The 17309-nt window shown below is 42.1% G+C and carries 16 protein-coding genes; all 16 read left to right on the forward strand.

The annotated features are described in order from the left end of the window. Positions 1–76: 76 nt before the first annotated feature. The 16 genes from AC1TO4_RS01670 to murD all read left to right on the forward strand — a co-directional run bounded on the left by AC1TO4_RS01670 (position 77) and on the right by murD (position 17235). Positions 77–610: a YceD family protein gene (locus tag AC1TO4_RS01670; protein ID WP_482100343.1), complete on the forward strand. Its 534-nt coding sequence runs from the start codon at positions 77–79 to the stop codon at positions 608–610. 23 nt (positions 611–633) lie between these two features. After that, complete coding sequence (rpmF, locus tag AC1TO4_RS01675) at positions 634–807, forward strand: 50S ribosomal protein L32 (protein ID WP_067211505.1); 174 nt, start codon at positions 634–636, stop codon at positions 805–807. 294 nt (positions 808–1101) lie between these two features. Beyond that, positions 1102–1860, forward strand: coding sequence for an enoyl-CoA hydratase/isomerase family protein (locus AC1TO4_RS01680; RefSeq protein WP_482103890.1), 759 nt, complete (start codon positions 1102–1104; stop codon positions 1858–1860). A 217-nt stretch (positions 1861–2077) separates the two neighbouring features. Continuing rightward, a complete protein-coding gene (locus AC1TO4_RS01685) occupies positions 2078–3439 on the forward strand; it encodes an acetyl-CoA carboxylase biotin carboxylase subunit (protein WP_482103891.1) in 1362 nt (453 codons plus the stop codon). After that, positions 3436–3651 carry an acyl-CoA carboxylase biotin carboxyl carrier protein subunit gene (locus AC1TO4_RS01690; protein WP_482103892.1) on the forward strand — a complete coding sequence of 72 codons (216 nt, stop codon included), beginning with the start codon at positions 3436–3438 and terminating at the stop codon, positions 3649–3651. Before AC1TO4_RS01685 ends, AC1TO4_RS01690 begins: the two co-directional genes overlap by 4 nt. Positions 3652–3937: 286 nt before the next feature. Further along, positions 3938–5488: an acyl-CoA carboxylase subunit beta gene (locus tag AC1TO4_RS01695; protein ID WP_482103893.1), complete on the forward strand. Its 1551-nt coding sequence runs from the start codon at positions 3938–3940 to the stop codon at positions 5486–5488. Between the two features lie 66 nt (positions 5489–5554). Beyond that, entirely contained in the window at positions 5555–6466 is a 912-nt protein-coding gene (locus AC1TO4_RS01700) for a ketopantoate reductase family protein (RefSeq protein WP_482103894.1), read from the forward strand. Then, positions 6454–6843 (forward strand): DUF3397 domain-containing protein, encoded by a 390-nt coding sequence (locus AC1TO4_RS01705; protein WP_482100350.1) that lies wholly within the window; start codon positions 6454–6456, stop codon positions 6841–6843. The genes AC1TO4_RS01700 and AC1TO4_RS01705 overlap by 13 nt, the downstream gene beginning before the upstream one ends. 89 nt (positions 6844–6932) lie before the next feature. After that, a complete protein-coding gene (gene bshC / locus AC1TO4_RS01710; protein ID WP_482103895.1) occupies positions 6933–8549 on the forward strand; it encodes a bacillithiol biosynthesis cysteine-adding enzyme BshC in 1617 nt (538 codons plus the stop codon). Between the two features lie 336 nt (positions 8550–8885). After that, on the forward strand, positions 8886–9317 hold the full coding sequence (gene mraZ, locus AC1TO4_RS01715; protein WP_482100352.1) for a division/cell wall cluster transcriptional repressor MraZ: 432 nt from the start codon (positions 8886–8888) through the stop codon (positions 9315–9317). Between the two features lie 32 nt (positions 9318–9349). Further along, positions 9350–10282: a 16S rRNA (cytosine(1402)-N(4))-methyltransferase RsmH gene (gene rsmH, locus AC1TO4_RS01720; protein ID WP_482104037.1), complete on the forward strand. Its 933-nt coding sequence runs from the start codon at positions 9350–9352 to the stop codon at positions 10280–10282. A 16-nt stretch (positions 10283–10298) separates the two neighbouring features. Next, complete coding sequence (gene ftsL, locus AC1TO4_RS01725; protein ID WP_482100353.1) at positions 10299–10670, forward strand: cell division protein FtsL; 372 nt, start codon at positions 10299–10301, stop codon at positions 10668–10670. A gap of 35 nt (positions 10671–10705) precedes the next feature. Beyond that, the gene (locus tag AC1TO4_RS01730) at positions 10706–12871 is read left to right on the forward strand and encodes a penicillin-binding transpeptidase domain-containing protein (protein ID WP_482103896.1); all 2166 of its coding nucleotides are present in this window, start codon (positions 10706–10708) and stop codon (positions 12869–12871) included. Positions 12872–12928: 57 nt separating this feature from the next. After that, entirely contained in the window at positions 12929–14842 is a 1914-nt protein-coding gene (locus AC1TO4_RS01735; protein ID WP_482104038.1) for a penicillin-binding transpeptidase domain-containing protein, read from the forward strand. A 71-nt stretch (positions 14843–14913) separates the two neighbouring features. Then, the gene (gene mraY / locus AC1TO4_RS01740) at positions 14914–15885 is read left to right on the forward strand and encodes a phospho-N-acetylmuramoyl-pentapeptide-transferase (RefSeq protein ID WP_482103897.1); all 972 of its coding nucleotides are present in this window, start codon (positions 14914–14916) and stop codon (positions 15883–15885) included. Beyond that, positions 15886–17235, forward strand: coding sequence for a UDP-N-acetylmuramoyl-L-alanine--D-glutamate ligase (gene murD / locus AC1TO4_RS01745; RefSeq protein ID WP_482103898.1), 1350 nt, complete (start codon positions 15886–15888; stop codon positions 17233–17235). It begins immediately after the preceding gene. The last annotated feature ends 74 nt before the right edge of the window (positions 17236–17309 follow it).

A 17309-nucleotide genomic window follows, 5' to 3' on the forward strand; every position in this document is an offset into this window, starting at 1 on the left:
TGAAGTGACAAGAAAATATCTTGACATCCCTTTTCGCCCATTATATAATCAACATTGTTGTCTTGAGGTGATAGACATGAAATGGTCAATCAATCAATTGCAGAGATACAGACAAGGTGCGATGCCGCTTGACGAAGCTGTCGACCTTGAAACCGTGAAAAAACGGAATCCGGAAATCCGGAATATTACGCCTGTCCGAGTGACCGGAAGTTGTACAATCGGTTCCAAGAAATTGGTTTGCCGATTCCGGCTTGAAGGTACGATGACATTGCCCTGTTCACGAACATGGGAAGACGTTGAATTACCGTTCTCAATCGAGGCTGACGAACAGTTCAGCTGGGATGAAGAAGTTCTTGCAGCAGATGATGAAATTCATCCAATTGTAGGAGAGGTATTCGATCCGACCCCTGTATTTGAGGAGCTCGTCCTCCTTGAAGTGCCGCTGCAAATCTTCAGCGAAAAAGCTGCTGAGATGCAAGAGGCTGAAGGAAAAGGCTGGTCATTTACGACTGACGAGGTGTACAATGCCAGGCTCCGTGAGGAACTGGAAACGAAAGTGGATCCCAGACTTGCCGATTTGGCAAAGTTCTTTGAATCCAAGGACGAATAGGTGAACGTAAGGAGGTGCCCCAGATGGCTGTACCAAAAAGAAGAACATCCAAAACAGTTAAAAACAAGCGCCGTACGCATTATAAATTGCAAGTACCGGGAATGACTACTTGTACTAACTGTGGCGAAATCAAATTGGCCCACCGCATTTGTAAATCATGCGGTCATTACAAAGGAAAAGAAGTTGTAGGCGAATAAGTAAGATTTGCCTATAAAGGCTACCGTGAGACCATGGCTCTCGGTAGCCTTTTTTCTATACATAGAAATGCGAAAGGCGTCGTTTAGCCCCGAAAAGCGCCGGAAGGCTTGTGATAAAGGCGTACTTTGCCTTTATCAGCAAGACTGAAGCAACTCGAGGGGTTGGCGCCTGTAGCTAGACATCATAGAAATGCGTAAGACGCCGTCCAGGCCCGACAAGTATAAGATGAGTCTGGAAACTGTAGCTAGACAGTGTTAATATCAGAAGAAACAATTTACAATGGGGGAATGAATATGTCTTATAACATTACAATCGAAAATGGAATTGCGACATTTACAATCGACCGTCCGGAAAGGCGCAACGCCATTAACTATGCGGTCATGGAAGGTCTTGAACAATATCTTGATCAAATCGAGGGAGACCCGGATGTTGCATATGCAGTCATAACAGGGGCGGGTGACCGAGCATTCTGTTCGGGGGGAGACTTAACTGAGTTTCATGCTTTGCAAACGACAGATGAGGCTTACCCGATGTTAAGTAAAATGGCAGGATTATTGTATAGGGTTGCTACACTGCCAATACCTGTCATTGCCCTCGTCAATGGAACGGCTGTAGGTGGCGGGTGTGAAATCGCGACAGCATGTGATTACAGAGTTGTTTCATCCTCAGTAAAAGCTGGTTTCATCCAAGGAACTCTGGCGATTACGACTGGTTGGGGTGGTGCGACATTATTGTTTGAGAAAGACGGTAAGCATGACCGTGTGTTGCGTCTGTTGTCTGAGGCTGAAGTGTTTACGGCTGACCAACTCCTTGAAGTGGGTTGGGCGACAGAAATTTATGGAGGTTCCGCTGAAGAAGGACTTGAACATTTCCTCACGAAGATGTCCACTGTTCATCCGTCTGTTCATCGAGCTTATAAGTCTATTGCCATACGAAAGTGGACAGCTGATTTTATGCGAGATCGAATGATTGAAGAGTCACGTCAATGTTCAATTCTCTGGGGGAGAGAAACGCATCACGAAGCAGTTGCTCATTTTTTAGCGAAAAAATAGATTGTTACATTTACCGCTCTACATGAATTATGCATGTGGGGCATTTTTTTGCAAAAGGGTGGATGTCCTTAATAAATGTTATAATTCTACTATTCTACAAAATATGAAATAGCAAGAAAATATGTTTTTTTCGGACAAAGGTTGAAATCGCTTTCATTCTTCGTATAAACTAAAGAAGGAATGTAAGTTCACTTCATAATAAGTCTGGGGGATTATAATGGATAAAATACTAATCGCGAATCGTGGGGAAATCGCTCTTAGAATCATAAAAACGTGCAAACGTCTCGGTATTAAAACTGTGGCGGTCTATTCTGAGGCTGACCAAGATATGCCCTTTGTAAAAGAAGCGGACGAGGCCTTCTTGTTGGGACCGGCGCAAGTTCAACAATCTTATTTGAAAGCGGACAATATAATTGATATTGCATTACAAACCGGAGCAAAAGCCGTTCATCCCGGTTATGGACTGCTATCGGAAAACGCTGAATTCGCTCGTAAAGTTCAAGCGGCGGGAATTCGCTTCATAGGACCTGATGCAGATACAATTGACAAAATGGGAGATAAAATTGGTTCCCGAGTAACGATGAAAGCCGCAGGAGTACCAGTTGTACCTGGAACAGATGAAGGAATAGCTTCTTTGGAAGATGCAATTCAAGCGGCGGCAGATATTGGTTATCCAATCATGTTAAAAGCATCTGCAGGTGGCGGAGGGATTGGAATGATTCGCTGTGAAGATGAGCAAGCGCTCAGTCAACATTTTCAATCCGTAAAAACACGTGCAAAAGCATACTTCGGAGATGATGTTGTCTTTCTTGAAAAATTCATTTCTGATGCACGCCATATCGAAGTACAAATATTCGGTGATAATTACGGAAACGTTGTCCATATGTATGAACGGAATTGCTCAGTTCAGAGGCGCAATCAGAAAGTAATAGAAGAATCACCTTCACCGCATTTACCCGAAGAAACGCGCAAACGCCTTTTTAAAGCGGCAGTTGACGCCGGGAAAGCAGTTTCCTACAAGAACGCTGGAACTGTCGAATTTATTGTCGATGAAAACAATGAACTCTACTTCCTTGAAATGAATACTAGACTACAAGTTGAACATCCTGTGACTGAAGAAGTGACTGGATTTGACCTAGTTGAATGGCAAATTGAAATTGTTAAAGGGAATGAATTGCCCGTCATTAATCAGGATGAAATCAAGTCGAAGGGGCATGCAATCGAATTCCGTATTTACGCGGAAGATCCGGTTAAGTTTATGCCTTCACCAGGAACGATTAACACGCTGGATTGGGGAAATACAGAGGGAATCCGCATTGACTCCGGATATATCGAAGGCGGCAAAGTGACACCATTTTATGATCCACTCATATCTAAAGTAATCGTTCATGCACAAACGAGGGCAGAAGCGATTCAGAAATCTGAAGATTTTTTTTCTAAAGTGAAAATTGAAGGCTTAAAAACGAATATACCGCTATTCAATAACTTCCTTAAATCTGAAGAATTTAATTCAGGTGATTATTCAACATCCGTTTTAACTACGTGGAGCGCAAAACAAAAGGAGGAAATAACAAAATGACAGCATTAAAATCAACGATGGCAGGCACAGTGTTTACAGTAAACGCAGCAGTGGGCGAAGAAGTAACGGCGGGACAAGTAATTATCGTACTTGAATCGATGAAGATGGAAATTCCAATTGAAACAGAAATAGCTGGGAAAATTACAGAGATAAAAGTGTCAGTCGGCGATTTCGTAAATGAAGAAGATGTTCTTGCGACAATCGAAGCATAGAAAAGCAAAAGGCGCATGGAAAAGGGATGGCAGTCAAAGGTCGCCGCGTCCTGCGGCAATTAGGAAGGATGAAGTTCAATCCTTCCCCACTGCATGACCTACATCCTGTAGGCCTCCAACAGGCATAAGGCGGTTCGGCGGAGCGGCGTCCTTTGCTGCATAGCCGAACTGACTTATGACCCGAGGAGTTGGCGCCTTTTGCTGGATCGCATAGAAACGCAGAAGATGCTTGTAGCTTGGAACAAGGGGAAATGGGTAAAAACGCTCGACGAAAGGGGTATTATAAATGACTAAAATTACAGAACAGTCAGCTTACAATGAGAAACTTGAAGAAAAATTGCAAGGGATTTTTGCTGGGGGACAACCGAAATATCATGAGAAATTAAAAGAACAGAACAAAATCTTTGTTCGTGATCGTCTCGAGCTTCTGTTTGATGATGGGGAATATACAGAAGACGGCAGATTTGCTAACTGTGAGGCAGGAGATTTGCCGGCAGATGGCGTCGTGACGGCGATGGGGAAAGTGAATGGCCAGACTGTTTGTGTTATGGCAAATGATTCTACAGTCAAAGCAGGGTCATGGGGAGCCCGTACTGTTGAAAAAATTATTCGTATACAGGAGATTGCTGAAAAAAACCGTGTACCGATGCTATATCTCGTAGATTCAGCAGGTGCTCGTATTACAGACCAGCTTGATATGTTCCCGAACCGTCGCGGTGCAGGGAAAATATTCCACAATCAAGTGCGACTGTCAGGTTTCATTCCGCAAATTTGTATTTTGTTTGGTCCTTCTGCCGCAGGTGGTGCGTATATACCGGCATTTTGCGATATTGTTATTATGGTGGAAGGCAACGCATCAATGTATTTGGGCTCACCGCGAATGGCTGAAAAGGTCATCGGTGAAAAAGTGACATTGGAAGAAATGGGCGGCGCACGCATGCATTGCTCAGTGAGCGGTTGCGGTGACGTTCTTGCGGAAAATGAAGAGCAAGCAATTTCAGAAGCCCGTCGTTACTTAGCGTTTTTCCCAGCGAACTTCACGGAGAAACCCGCATTGAAAGAAGCTGTGGAAGCAAAAGTTGGACGGACGCTTGAAGCAATTATTCCAGAAAACCAAAATGCACCGTTCGATATGTATGAGGCGATTGATGCATTGATTGATGAAGGAAGTTATTTTGATATCAAAAAACTTTTTGCTGGTGAAATAATAACTGGTTTGGCCAGAATCGAGGGGCAGCCAGTCGGAATCATTGCCAATCAGCCGAAAGTGAAAGGCGGAGTGCTGTTTGTTGACTCTGCAGACAAGGCTACAAAGTTTATTAATCTTTGTGATGCTTTCTCAATTCCGCTTTTATTCTTAGCTGATGTACCTGGCTTTATGATTGGAACAAAAGTTGAGCGTGCAGGAATCATCCGTCATGGTGCGAAATTGATTATGGCAATGAGTTCGGCGACTGTTCCAAAAATATCTGTAATTGTTCGTAAAGCTTATGGAGCGGGTCTCTATGCAATGGCGGGTCCTGCATTCGAACCAGATGTCTGTATCGCTTTACCCACAGCTCAAATTGCAGTCATGGGACCTGAAGCTGCGGTCAATGCGGTCTATTCAAATAAAATCGAAGCGATTGAAGATCCGAAAGAACGACTTGCATTCGTGTTGGAAAAACATAATGAGTATAAAGAAGAAATTGATATTTACAAGATGGCATCTGAACTCATCATCGATGAAATTGTAGCGCCATCCAGTCTAAGAGGTGTACTTGCAGATAGATTCCGTTTCTACAGTACAAAAGATATTCCTCAACCACCAAGAAAACATCCAGTGTATCCTGTATAATCAGATAAAGAACAAAAAGGTCTACCGCTGTTCAGGTAGGCCTTTTCATTTTGGGGGAGGGTAAACATGGATGTAGTCATTGCTGGGGCGGGTTCAATTGGGTTGTTGCTTGGATCATTCTTGTCGGAGGCTGGAATGGACGTGACTTTTTACGTCAGAAGAGAAGAGCAGGCGGAGCTCATTCGCGGAGAAGGTATTCAGCGCATTAACCAGGACGGAACTAAATTTGTGTTTCACGCGAAATCTACGACGGACATCACAGTGATTTCTCCAACAGCACTATGTATTGTTGCGGTCAAATTTGCAGGTCTTCAAAATCTTCTAATGGAAATAAAGGATGCAGGTTTGAAGAATCCGCTATTGTTCGTTCAAAATGGAATTGGTCATTTGGAAATTGTGGAAAGCATTAATTCTTTGGAAATCGCTTTCGCCACCGTGGAACAAGGAGCGCGTCGAATAGACGATCGAACGGTTTCTCATAATGGGATTGGGATGCTTACAATCGCTACTTTAAATGGTGAGGACGGCGTATTTGATTTAATCGGACAGGCACGCTCAGATATATTCCCGGTCAGTTACCATACTGATGCAGAACTGATTTTAATGCGAAAAGTAATGGTCAACTGTATGATCAATCCTTTGACTGCCATTCTTAAAGTGGAAAACGGAGAGTTACTTACAAACGCTCATTGCCTTACTTTACTTAATACCCTATATAAAGAATTGATGTACGCCTTTCCAGAAATACAATCGGTTCTATCTTATGAAGAAGTAGCGGATGTCTGCAAAAAAACGGCAAACAACAAATCGTCAATGCTGTCAGATCGTATGTCCGGAAATCCTATGGAAATAGATACAATCGTTTCTGCAACTATCCGAAAGGCAAGAGGACAGGGAAAGTCGTTACCTCTCCTATCGGCGCTGGAACAGATGCTGTATGCAATTGATTGGAAAGGGGAAGGGACATGGATGGAGTGATTCCTGCACTTTTAGGGACAATCATTTTGTTCCCTTTCATTGTTACAATTGTCATCCTAATTATTATGAGAAAGCTTGGAAAAGCGCCCGTTTCCGTTATTGGGTTCGCCGCGGATTTGACGACTCCGTTCTTGTTCATTGCTGTTTATATTGTATCTAATACCATATTCGGGAAGGGATTAGGGTTTTATATTGGAGGATTTGCAATCATTCTCGCGATTATTTTTTCATTCATAGAACGCAGTAGAGTGAAGGAATTTCGTGTTGGCCGGCTGTTACGGAAAATATGGAGATTTTATTTCCTAGTTTTAATGGTTGTCTATTTGAGCCTCTTAGTTACGGGAACTGTACTGAGAATTGTCGAGTATGTTAATTAAACGAATTATGTATAAGCGTATATTTTTCAATCCTGTAACTTGGAATGTTATACTCTCTTCATACCGATAGTTACAAAGGGGCATGAATAATGGAATTGGAAGTATTGGCATTACAAGAAAAGAATAAAGTGATGCAATCGTATAATAACGATAAAGAATTTTTACATATGTTTTTCGATTATAAAAACGAAGAGAGTTCCTATCCTGCAAGACTTAATGAACTCGCGGGCCGTAATTTCGAAAGAGCTCAGCTAGCAGATGCAATTCGTACATTCATGGAACCATTTGGTATTTCCGCGGTTGCAAATTCGCATATCAATGAACTTGCAGAAAATGCAGTCACTGTAATTGGCGGTCAGCAAGCCGGTATTTTAACTGGACCTTTATACTCTGTTCATAAAGCGATCACAGTTATTTTACTTGCACGTAAGCAAAGGGGAAAACTAAACGTTCCGGTAGTACCTGTCTTTTGGGTTGCAGGTGAAGACCATGACTTAAATGAAATCAATCATATTTACACTGAAATGGATGGACAGGCAACGAAAAATCAATACCGTGAAAAGTTCGTTCTTAAGCTTATGGCATCAGATGCGGTATATGACAAGAAAATGCTGTCGTCGTTTGTCAAAGATACGTTTGGTAAATTTGGTGAAACTTCAAATACGAAAGCTTTATTGGACGAAGTCCTAGGTGCGGTAGAGATAGAAGATACGTTTACACACTTCTTTGTCAGACTGATGAATGGCCTTTTTAAAAATGAAGGACTGTTATTTATAGATTCGGCTGCTAAACAGCTACGGGAGCTCGAAAAGAAACATTTTGTTCGACTTATTGTAGAATCCGAGCGTATTGCAGAAGCAGTCAAGAGTAAGGAAGAATTGTTTGCTGAAAAAGGATATGGTACTCCGCTTGGCGCTGAATCTGATGCTGCAAACTTATTCTACGTGCATGATACAGGTCGAGTTCTTTTATCTAGAAGAGATGGTTATTTTGTAAATGACAGTTCAGGCTTGCAATTTTCGAAAATAGATATGCTGCGAATTGCTGAAGAAACGCCGTGGCTATTGAGTAATAATGTTGCGACCAGACCGATTATGCAGGATATGGTATTCCCTGTACTCGCTTTCGTTGGTGGACCGGGAGAAATAGCATATTGGTCAGTCTTGAAAGAAGCATTTCATCATCTAGACATGAAAATGCCGATTATTGTTCCACGCATGTCCATGACGCTGGTAACTACACAAGTGCAACATGCGCTGAAAGAGAAGTCTATGACTGTTGAAGAAGTCATGTCAGGAGCGGTACTAACTGCGCGGGAACAATTCATTAGCGGATTGACTGATGAAGGTTTCGATTCAGTGATGGATGAAACAGAAGAAATCCTTCGCAAACAGTATGAAAAAATTGCTGAATTCACAGATCGGCAAGGAACAACTATGCAAGAATTGCTAATAAAGAATTTACAATTCCACAAAAAACAACTGGGTTATTTAAAAGGAAAAGCTGAAGAGGAAGTGTTATTGAAACACGCCACTGCACTCCGTACATACGGTATTCTAGAAGGAGAATTATTCCCTGAAGGCGTACTACAAGAGCGGCTTTATCCGCCATATGCTTATTTGAACGGTTACGGACCGACGCTTATAAATGACCTTCTTCAATTGCCCTACGAAATGGATGGGACACACAAAATTATATATCTGTAAAGACTGACAACACAAAACACTCTTGCTTGCATAAATGTGCAGGCAGAGTGTTTTGTGTTTTTTTTGTTGTCTAGCTCCAGGCGCCAACTCCTCGGGTCATAAGTCGGTTCGGCTAGGAAGGATTGAACTGCATCCTTCCCGGGCAAAGGACGCCGCTCCGCCGACCCGTCTTATGCCTGTCGGAGCTGGACGGCGCCTTACGCTTTTCTTGTATTCAATCTCATTGAAACAAGTACTATTGACACATTTTAATACGAATCTGGATTAATTTTAGGATACTAGTGGAGGATTGTGGGGGGATGTGGTACATTTATTTCATATAGTGGGGTGAAGAGTATGTTCATGGGCGAATATCAGCATACTGTCGATATAAAAGGTCGTCTGATTGTTCCTTCGAAGTTTCGGGAACACTTGGGAGAAGGCTTTGTGTTGACTCGTGGCCTGGACAACTGTCTCTTCGGTTATCCAATGAAAGAATGGGAACTCCTTGAAGAAAAGCTGAAAGCGTTGCCAGTGACGAAAAAAGATGCCCGCGCATTTGCAAGGTTTTTCTTCTCCGGTGCAACGGAAGTTGAATTGGACAAGCAAGGCCGCATCAATATTCCTTCTTCATTACTCCAATATGCGAAGGTTGAAAAGGATTGTGTCGTAATCGGTGTTTCAGGCCGTATTGAGATTTGGTCTAAAGCATTGTGGGATGCCTATTATGATGAATCTGAACAATCATTCAATGAAATTGCAGAAAATATTATCGACTTTGATTTTTAATGAAAATGAAATTATGAAAGTGGGCGGTTTCAATTTTTAACCATACTACAGTTTTACTTCACGAAGCCGTCGAGGGTTTGGCTATAAAAAATGACGGCATCTATGTCGACTGCACACTAGGTGGGGCAGGTCATAGTTTAGAAATCGCCAAAAAATTATCGCTTGGAGGCAGACTGATTTGTTTTGATCAGGATATTACGGCGATAGAAGTTGCAAAAGAACGATTGAAGGATTATCTTCCCCAAGTTACATTTGTGCATTCGAATTTCAGAAACTTGAAATCTGAGCTAGGTAAGATTGGTATCTCTACAGTTGATGGCATCCTTTATGACTTAGGCGTGTCATCTCCACAGCTTGATACACCTGAACGTGGATTTAGCTACAATTTGGATGCCCCTCTTGATATGCGGATGGACACAGATGCTTTGTTAACTGCTCATGAAGTTGTTAATGAATGGTCCTATGAAGACCTAGTACGAATCTTTTTCCGTTACGGTGAAGAGAAATTTTCAAAAAGAGTAGCACGTAAAATTGAAGAAGTTCGACAGCAAGCTCCAATTGAGACAACTGCGGAACTTGCAGAATTAATCAAAATGAGTATTCCAGCGGCTACAAGACGGACTGGTGGGCATCCAGCGAAGAGGGTATTCCAAGCGATCCGGATTGCAGTGAATGACGAGCTTGGTGCAGCCGAAGATTCGATAACGGAAGCAATCACTTTGCTCAATCCTGGCGGACGTATAAGCGTAATTACATTCCATTCATTGGAAGATAGATTATGTAAAACAATTTTTAAAGAAGCATCCTCTTTACCGGATCTTCCACCGAACTTACCAGTTATACCGGAAGGCATGGAACCTATATTGAAATTGGTGACAAGAAAACCTATTGTACCAAGTGAAACAGAGTTAGATGTGAATAAGCGGGCACGTTCCGCAAAACTAAGGATTGTCGAAAAAAAGTAGAGGGGGAAATGTGTGAATGGCATTAGAACAAAGAAAATTCCAGACGACATATGTACGAGAACTAGAAACACCAGATATTCCTAGGAAACAACCTCAAATACGTCCTTCCCGGAAAGTTTTTTCTTTCGGGGAGAAATTCTTATTCGTGCTGTTTTCAACAGTTCTGGTTCTTTTCTCAACTATGATTTTACATACGCAAGCCCAAATTAATGATACCAACAGGGAAGTGCAATTGCTTGGAAGAGATATTACAGAAACATCAAAAAAGAATATGGAATTGTCCATCCAAGTGAAAGAAAAATCCACATATGAGCAGATATGGGAGAAAGCGAAGGAACTTGGCTTGAAGCCGAACGAGAACAACGTAAAGGTTGTGCCGGGACGATGAAAAAAAAGTTTCGATTCCAATGGGGAGCCTTTCTGATGTTTTTGGTATACGGAGGGCTCTTTTTTCTTTTGTTCGGAAGAATTTTGTTCATTCAAGTGACGGGACAAGCGGAGGGTAAAGTGATGGCGACACTTGCCGAAACGAAATACGCTCGAGAATCGGTTTTAAAAGCAGACCGGGGAACGATTGTAGACCGTAATGGTGAGTTAATAGCTTCCGATACATTGAGTTACCGGCTCATAGTTGTATTGAGTGAAAGCGCGAGTAAAGGATCGAAAAAACCATTGCATGTTGTCGATTATGAAAAGACTGCTGAAGTGCTCGCCGAATACATTCCGCTTGAAAAAGATGCAATTCTTTCTCGCTTGACTGAAGCAAAAGACAATGATAAATATCAAGTAGAGTTTGGGAATGCTGGTCGTGACATCACCAACGAAACGGTGTTGGCGATTAGAGAGAAAAAACTACCAGGAGTCCTGTTTATTGAAGACCTGAAAAGGTATTATCCGAACGGTGTTTTTGCATCGTATTTAATTGGATTTGCTATGAAGGAAGAAGATACCAACGGCAATATTGCAACTGTCGGTAAAATGGGACTTGAAAAGACGTATAATGAACAGTTGAACGGGACCGATGGAATAGTGAACTTTAAGTCGGACGGTTTCGGGTTTATGTTGCCAAAAGCGGAAAAAGCAATTGTTGCGCCTAAAGACGGCTATGAAATTCAACTGACGCTTGATAAAACGATTCAAAACTTCGTGGAAGATGCGATGAACCGCGTAGAAAAAGAGTATTCACCGAAAAGTATACTCGCTGTTGTTGCAGATCCTAAAACGGGGCAAATACTTGCGATGAGTCAGAGACCCACATTTCATCCATCTACTCGTGAAGGACTTACGGAGAACTGGTTAAATCAGGCTGTTGAAACAACGATTGAACCTGGTTCAACAACTAAAATGTTTACAGTAGCTGGGGCAATTGAAGAAAATAAGTGGAATCCTACTGACTTCTATAAATCGGGACAATATAAACTCTATGATGTGACAGTACGCGATCATAATAAAGTAGGATGGGGTTATATTTCATTCCTTGAAGGCTTCCAAAGGTCTTCGAATGTGTCCATGGCTTATTTACTGGAAAAAATGGGTGATAAAACATTCATCGAGTATATGAGGAAATTTGGATTCGGGGAAAAGACCGGAATTGACTTGCCACATGAAGCTTCGGGAAAAATTCTAGACAATTATCCGATTGAACGATTGACTACTGCCTTTGGACAAGGCTCCACAGTTACAGTAATGCAGATGATCCAAGCAGGTACTGCAATTGCCAATGATGGTGTCATGATGAGACCGTATGTGATTGATAAAATTACCGATCCAAATACGGGTAAAGTCATTCAAGATCAAAAACCTGAAGAGCATGGAAGCCCGATTTCTGCTGAGACAGCAAAAGAAGTGAGAGAGTTGCTCGCTTCCACTGTGACTTCTGAAAAAGGTACAGGTAGAAAGTTTGCCCTCGATGGCTATACAGTCGGTGGTAAGACAGGCACCGCACAAATACCAATTCCATCTGGGAAAGGCTATTTATCCGGTAATGGGAATTACTTGTATTCATTCCTTGGGATGGCGCCAGCTGAAGATCCGCAGCTGTTAACGTATATTGTTGTTCAGCAACCGAAACTAAAAGCGGGGGAAATCGGTTCAGATACTGTTTCAAAACTATTTACTTCAATTATGGACAACAGTTTGCGCTACAAGAACATTGTTCCAAGCGGAGATGATATCGTTGAACCGACTGTTCTCAGTGAATATACTGGGGAAGATTCGAAAGTAGCAATTGAAAAATTAACAAAAGATGGCTTTGTTCCGGAAATAATTGGTGAGGGTGGGGAAATTGACATCCAATATCCACAGGCCGGAACGAAACTAGTTAAAGGTTCAGTCGTCCTATTGCGAACAAAGGGACCGAATACATTACCTGACTTTATGGGATGGTCGAAAAAAATGGTTCTTTCGTATAAAATGTTATCTGGACTTGATATTCGGATTAACGGGGATGGTTATGTTACTGAACAAAGCCTTTCAAAAGGGTCTGTAATTGGGGATGATGAGCCCGTAGTGATTCACTTAGAATCACCTTCTGAAATCTATAAACCCGTAGAAGAGACCGAAGAAGAAGAGAGTAAAGTAGGCGGATAACGAATAGCGAACCGCGTCACATCATACGTTGATATAAAAACGAGAGGTGTGTAACCGCTGCGGACGATTATACAATTACAATCTAAAAAGAGATTACGAGCGGTATTTGTTATTTTTCTTATCTGCCTTGCAATGGTCGTTGTCAAGTTATTCCATGTGCAAATTATAAAACATGAATTACTGAAGGGACGCGCAGAAGCAAATTGGGATCGTGAAATCCCGTTCGGCGGGATTCGCGGGAACATAGTAGATCGGAATGGGGATTTAATTGTTGGCAATAAATTGGCACCAACACTGTACTTTATGCCATCTCAAAATCGTGAAGTGAAAAGTGCAGCGATTGCGCTGGCAAGTGTTTTAGAAGTAGATGCTGCTAAACTGGAAAAGAAAATGGCGCAAAGAGAAGTTATGGTTAAATTAGCGCCCGAAGGAAAAAACATTACGAAAGAGCAGGCGGATGAAATTGCTCGACTGCAAATAGATGGATTGTATACGGGTGTCGATTTTGTCAGGGAGTATCCGAATGGCGAGCTGTTATCTAGATTGATAGGCTTTACGGGATATGATAGCCAAGGACTTGCAGGTATCGAGTACGCATATGACGAAATCTTGAAAGGAACTGGCGATAATATCCGATTGTATACAGATGCAAAAGGGCTTCCGCTTCCCCATGTGGATGATGGTTTTAAAACAGGGGCAAAAGGTGCTAATGTCGAGTTGACAATCGATTTACGCATGCAGGAAATAGTGGAGCGGGAACTAATGCAAGCCATGGAAAAGTATGATGCGACCCAAGCACTTGCAATCATCATGAATCCGAAAACGGGCGAATTGCTGTCACTTGCCTCTGCCCCGACATTTCATCCTGCAGACTTTCAAAATGTAGATCCGAGTATTTATAATCGAAACTTGCCTGTCTGGATGACTTTCGAGCCTGGCTCGACTTTCAAAATTCTGACACTTGCCGCGGGACTTGAAGAAAAAGTGATAGATCTTCAAAAGGAACAGTTTTATGATCCAGGTTATGTAATGGTTGGAAAAGCGAGATTGCGCTGTTGGAAAAGAGAAGGCCATAAGGAACAGACATTCCTTGAAGTCGTTGAAAATTCATGCAACCCTGGATTTGTTGAAATTGGCCAGCGATTGGGACCGGAAAAAATGAATAAGTATATTAGAGACTTCGGCTTTGGCCAGTCGACTGGTTCAGGCATTGCAGGCGAATCGAAAGGGATTTTATTTTCCGAAAAAGCGTTTGGTCCCGTCGAGCAAGCGACAACGGCATTTGGTCAAGGGATTTCAGTAACTCCTATCCAACAAGTTCAAGCGGTTGCCGCAGCGATTAACGGCGGTTATCTGTATCGTCCATACATTGTTAAAGAAATCATGGATGATAAAGGGAAGTCAATCCAAACATTTGAGCCTGAAATGCAGCGACGTGTGATTAGTGAAGAAACCTCCAAACAGGTGAGGGAGTCATTGGAATCAGTGGTGGCAAATGGATCTGGACGTAATGCATTTACAGACGGACTTCGTGTTGGTGGGAAGACAGGTACTGCACAAAAAGTTGTTGATGGAGCTTATAAAGATGGAGAATATATCGTATCATTCATAGGATTTGCACCAGCGGATGATCCTGAATTGCTTGTTTATATTGCAATTGACAGCCCGAAAAACTCAGTTCAGTTCGGAGGCGTTATTGCGGCTCCTATCGTAGGACGCATTATTGAGGAGATTGCTCCGCTTGCTGGAATTACGCATAGGGAAGGTCAAATTGACAAAGAATACAGGTGGGGAGATTCATTGTCACACCGAGTGCCCGATCTAACGGGAATGAAGAAAAGTAAGCTCACAAGTCAATTGTATACGTACCGTATCGAGTGGCATGGTTCAGGAGAAAAAGTGAAATATCAGTTCCCCACAGCGGATACATTGATTACGGTTGATGATATTATCCACGTTTACACAGAATAACACATATAAAAGCAAAGTCTGTGACGGTGTATTTTTACAAACTGTCTCAGAAGGTAGAAGGAGAAAAAATCATGACACTTGTCACTACGTTGACGGCCATTGTGGTCGCGTTTATCATATCTACACTTTTAGGGTTTTTAATCATCCCAGCTCTCAGAAGAATGAAGTTTGGGCAGAGTATCCGAGAGGAAGGGCCTAAAACCCATCAGAAAAAAGCGGGTACACCTACAATGGGCGGGCTCATCTTTATCGGTTCGATTATCATTACAACACTTGGCCTTTCATACATATACGATGTACTGACGACTCAGACGATAGTCCTTTTGCTTGTTCTGATTGGTTTTGGGGTCATCGGTTTCCTGGATGACTTCATAATCGTTGTTTTAAAAAGGAACTTAGGACTGACGTCCATTCAAAAGCTGATTGGGCAAATTATAGTTGCAATTGCAGCATTCTTCCTATTGAAGCTGGGGCCGTTTGATACTGCGGTTCAAATACCTTTTACCGACTTTAAAATAGAACTTGGTATATTCTATGTGGCCTTTCTCATTTTTTGGCTTGTCGGGTTTTCCAATGCAGTGAATTTATCAGATGGACTAGACGGACTCGTGGCAGGAACCTCATCAATTGCTTTTGCTGCATTTGGAGTCCATGCATTGGTTTACGGACAACATGATATTGCAATCTTTGCTTTCGTGGTTACGGGAGCAATGCTTGGCTTCCTTGTATTCAATGTTAAGCCAGCCAAAGTTTTCATGGGTGATACAGGGTCATTGGCACTCGGCGGTGCACTCGCGATGATATCTGTTTTAATTAAACAGGAATTCCTTCTTATTATTATTGGAATTGTCTATGTCGTTGAAACGCTATCTGTTATTATCCAGGTAATTAGTTTCAAAACGACGGGTAAACGGGTATTTAAGATGAGTCCGATCCATCATCATTTTGAATTATCGGGCTGGTCCGAGTGGAAAATTGTAATTGTTTTTTGGGGTGTTGCTTTCTTCGCAGCAATTCTCCCTGTCTTGTTGGAGGTGATGTAATTGAAGAATCCAAATCAGTTTAAGGGGAAAAATGTTCTTGTCTTAGGTCTTGCGAAAAGCGGTTATGCCGCGGCAAGCCTATTGCATTCATCCGGGGCGATTGTGACTGTTAATGATGCAGCGCCGTCGAAAGGGGATGCGGAGACAATAGAACTTCAAGCACTTGGAATACGTGTTATTTGCGGCGGTCATCCAGCCGATATCCTTGATGAAAGCTATGACTTCGTTGTCAAAAATCCGGGAATCCCTTATAGCAATATTGTTGTTGAAGAGGCACTCCGCAAAGGAATTCCAGTGTGGACGGAAATTGAACTTACATCCAGGATAAGTGAAGCGCAAATCGTCGGAATTACAGGATCCAATGGTAAAACAACAACGACGACTTTGCTGTACCATATGCTTAGTATTGGTGGTAAACATCCACTGATTGCTGGCAACATCGGAACAGTCTCTTGCACTGTCGCAGAGAAAGCTACGAAGGAAAACATTATTGTTCTTGAAGCATCTTCATTTCAACTAATGGGAACAGAGTCATTCCGCCCTGAAATAGCCATCTGGACAAATTTATATGACTCACATATAGATTACCATGGGACATCTGAAGCATACGCGGAAGCAAAGTATGGAATATCAAAAAATCAAACAGAGCAAGATTATCTTATATTCAATGATGATCAGCCGGAACTGAGTAAGTATGCTGCCCGTTCAAGTGCTAGGAAAATTCCTTTTTCACTAACTGGAAAAAAAGAGCATGGAATATCAGCTGATGATCAGCAAATATACTGGAATGGGGAACTTTATGTAAAGCGTTCCGTCATCAAGTTACCTGGACAGCATAATCTAGAAAATATTCTTGCGGCAACTGCTGCAGCTATTCTATTAGGTTGTGATAAATCAGCAATCGAAAGTGTTCTAAGTTCCTTTACAGGTGTACGACATCGAATGCAGTTTGTGAAAGAATTACATGGACGAAAGTTTTATAACGATTCGAAAGCAACGAACACGCTTGCTACAAAAAGTGCTTTGGCAGCTTTCAATGTCCCAACTATCCTGATTGCGGGGGGACTGAATCGAGGTCAATCATTTGAAGAATTAAGACCCTACATGACAAATGTAAAATCGGTCATTGCAGTCGGAGAAACCGCAGAGACGTTTTCGGAGTTTGCAGCATCCTGTGATGTCTCAGTTATTATTCAAGCTGAAGATATGGAAGATGCAGTACGAAAAGCATATCCGCTTTCAGAGACAGGCGATATTATTTTACTGTCACCGGCTTGCGCAAGTTGGGATCAATACCCTAATTTTGAAATCCGGGGCGATCAATTCATAAGTGCAGTCATGAAATTGTAGGTTTTTAAATGATTAAATGCTATTCGCATGGGATTTAATAAAAATCCTTGCTTGATCTAGCAAATTTGCGGAAG

It is taken from the genome of Sporosarcina sp. Y838, assembly GCF_056786515.1.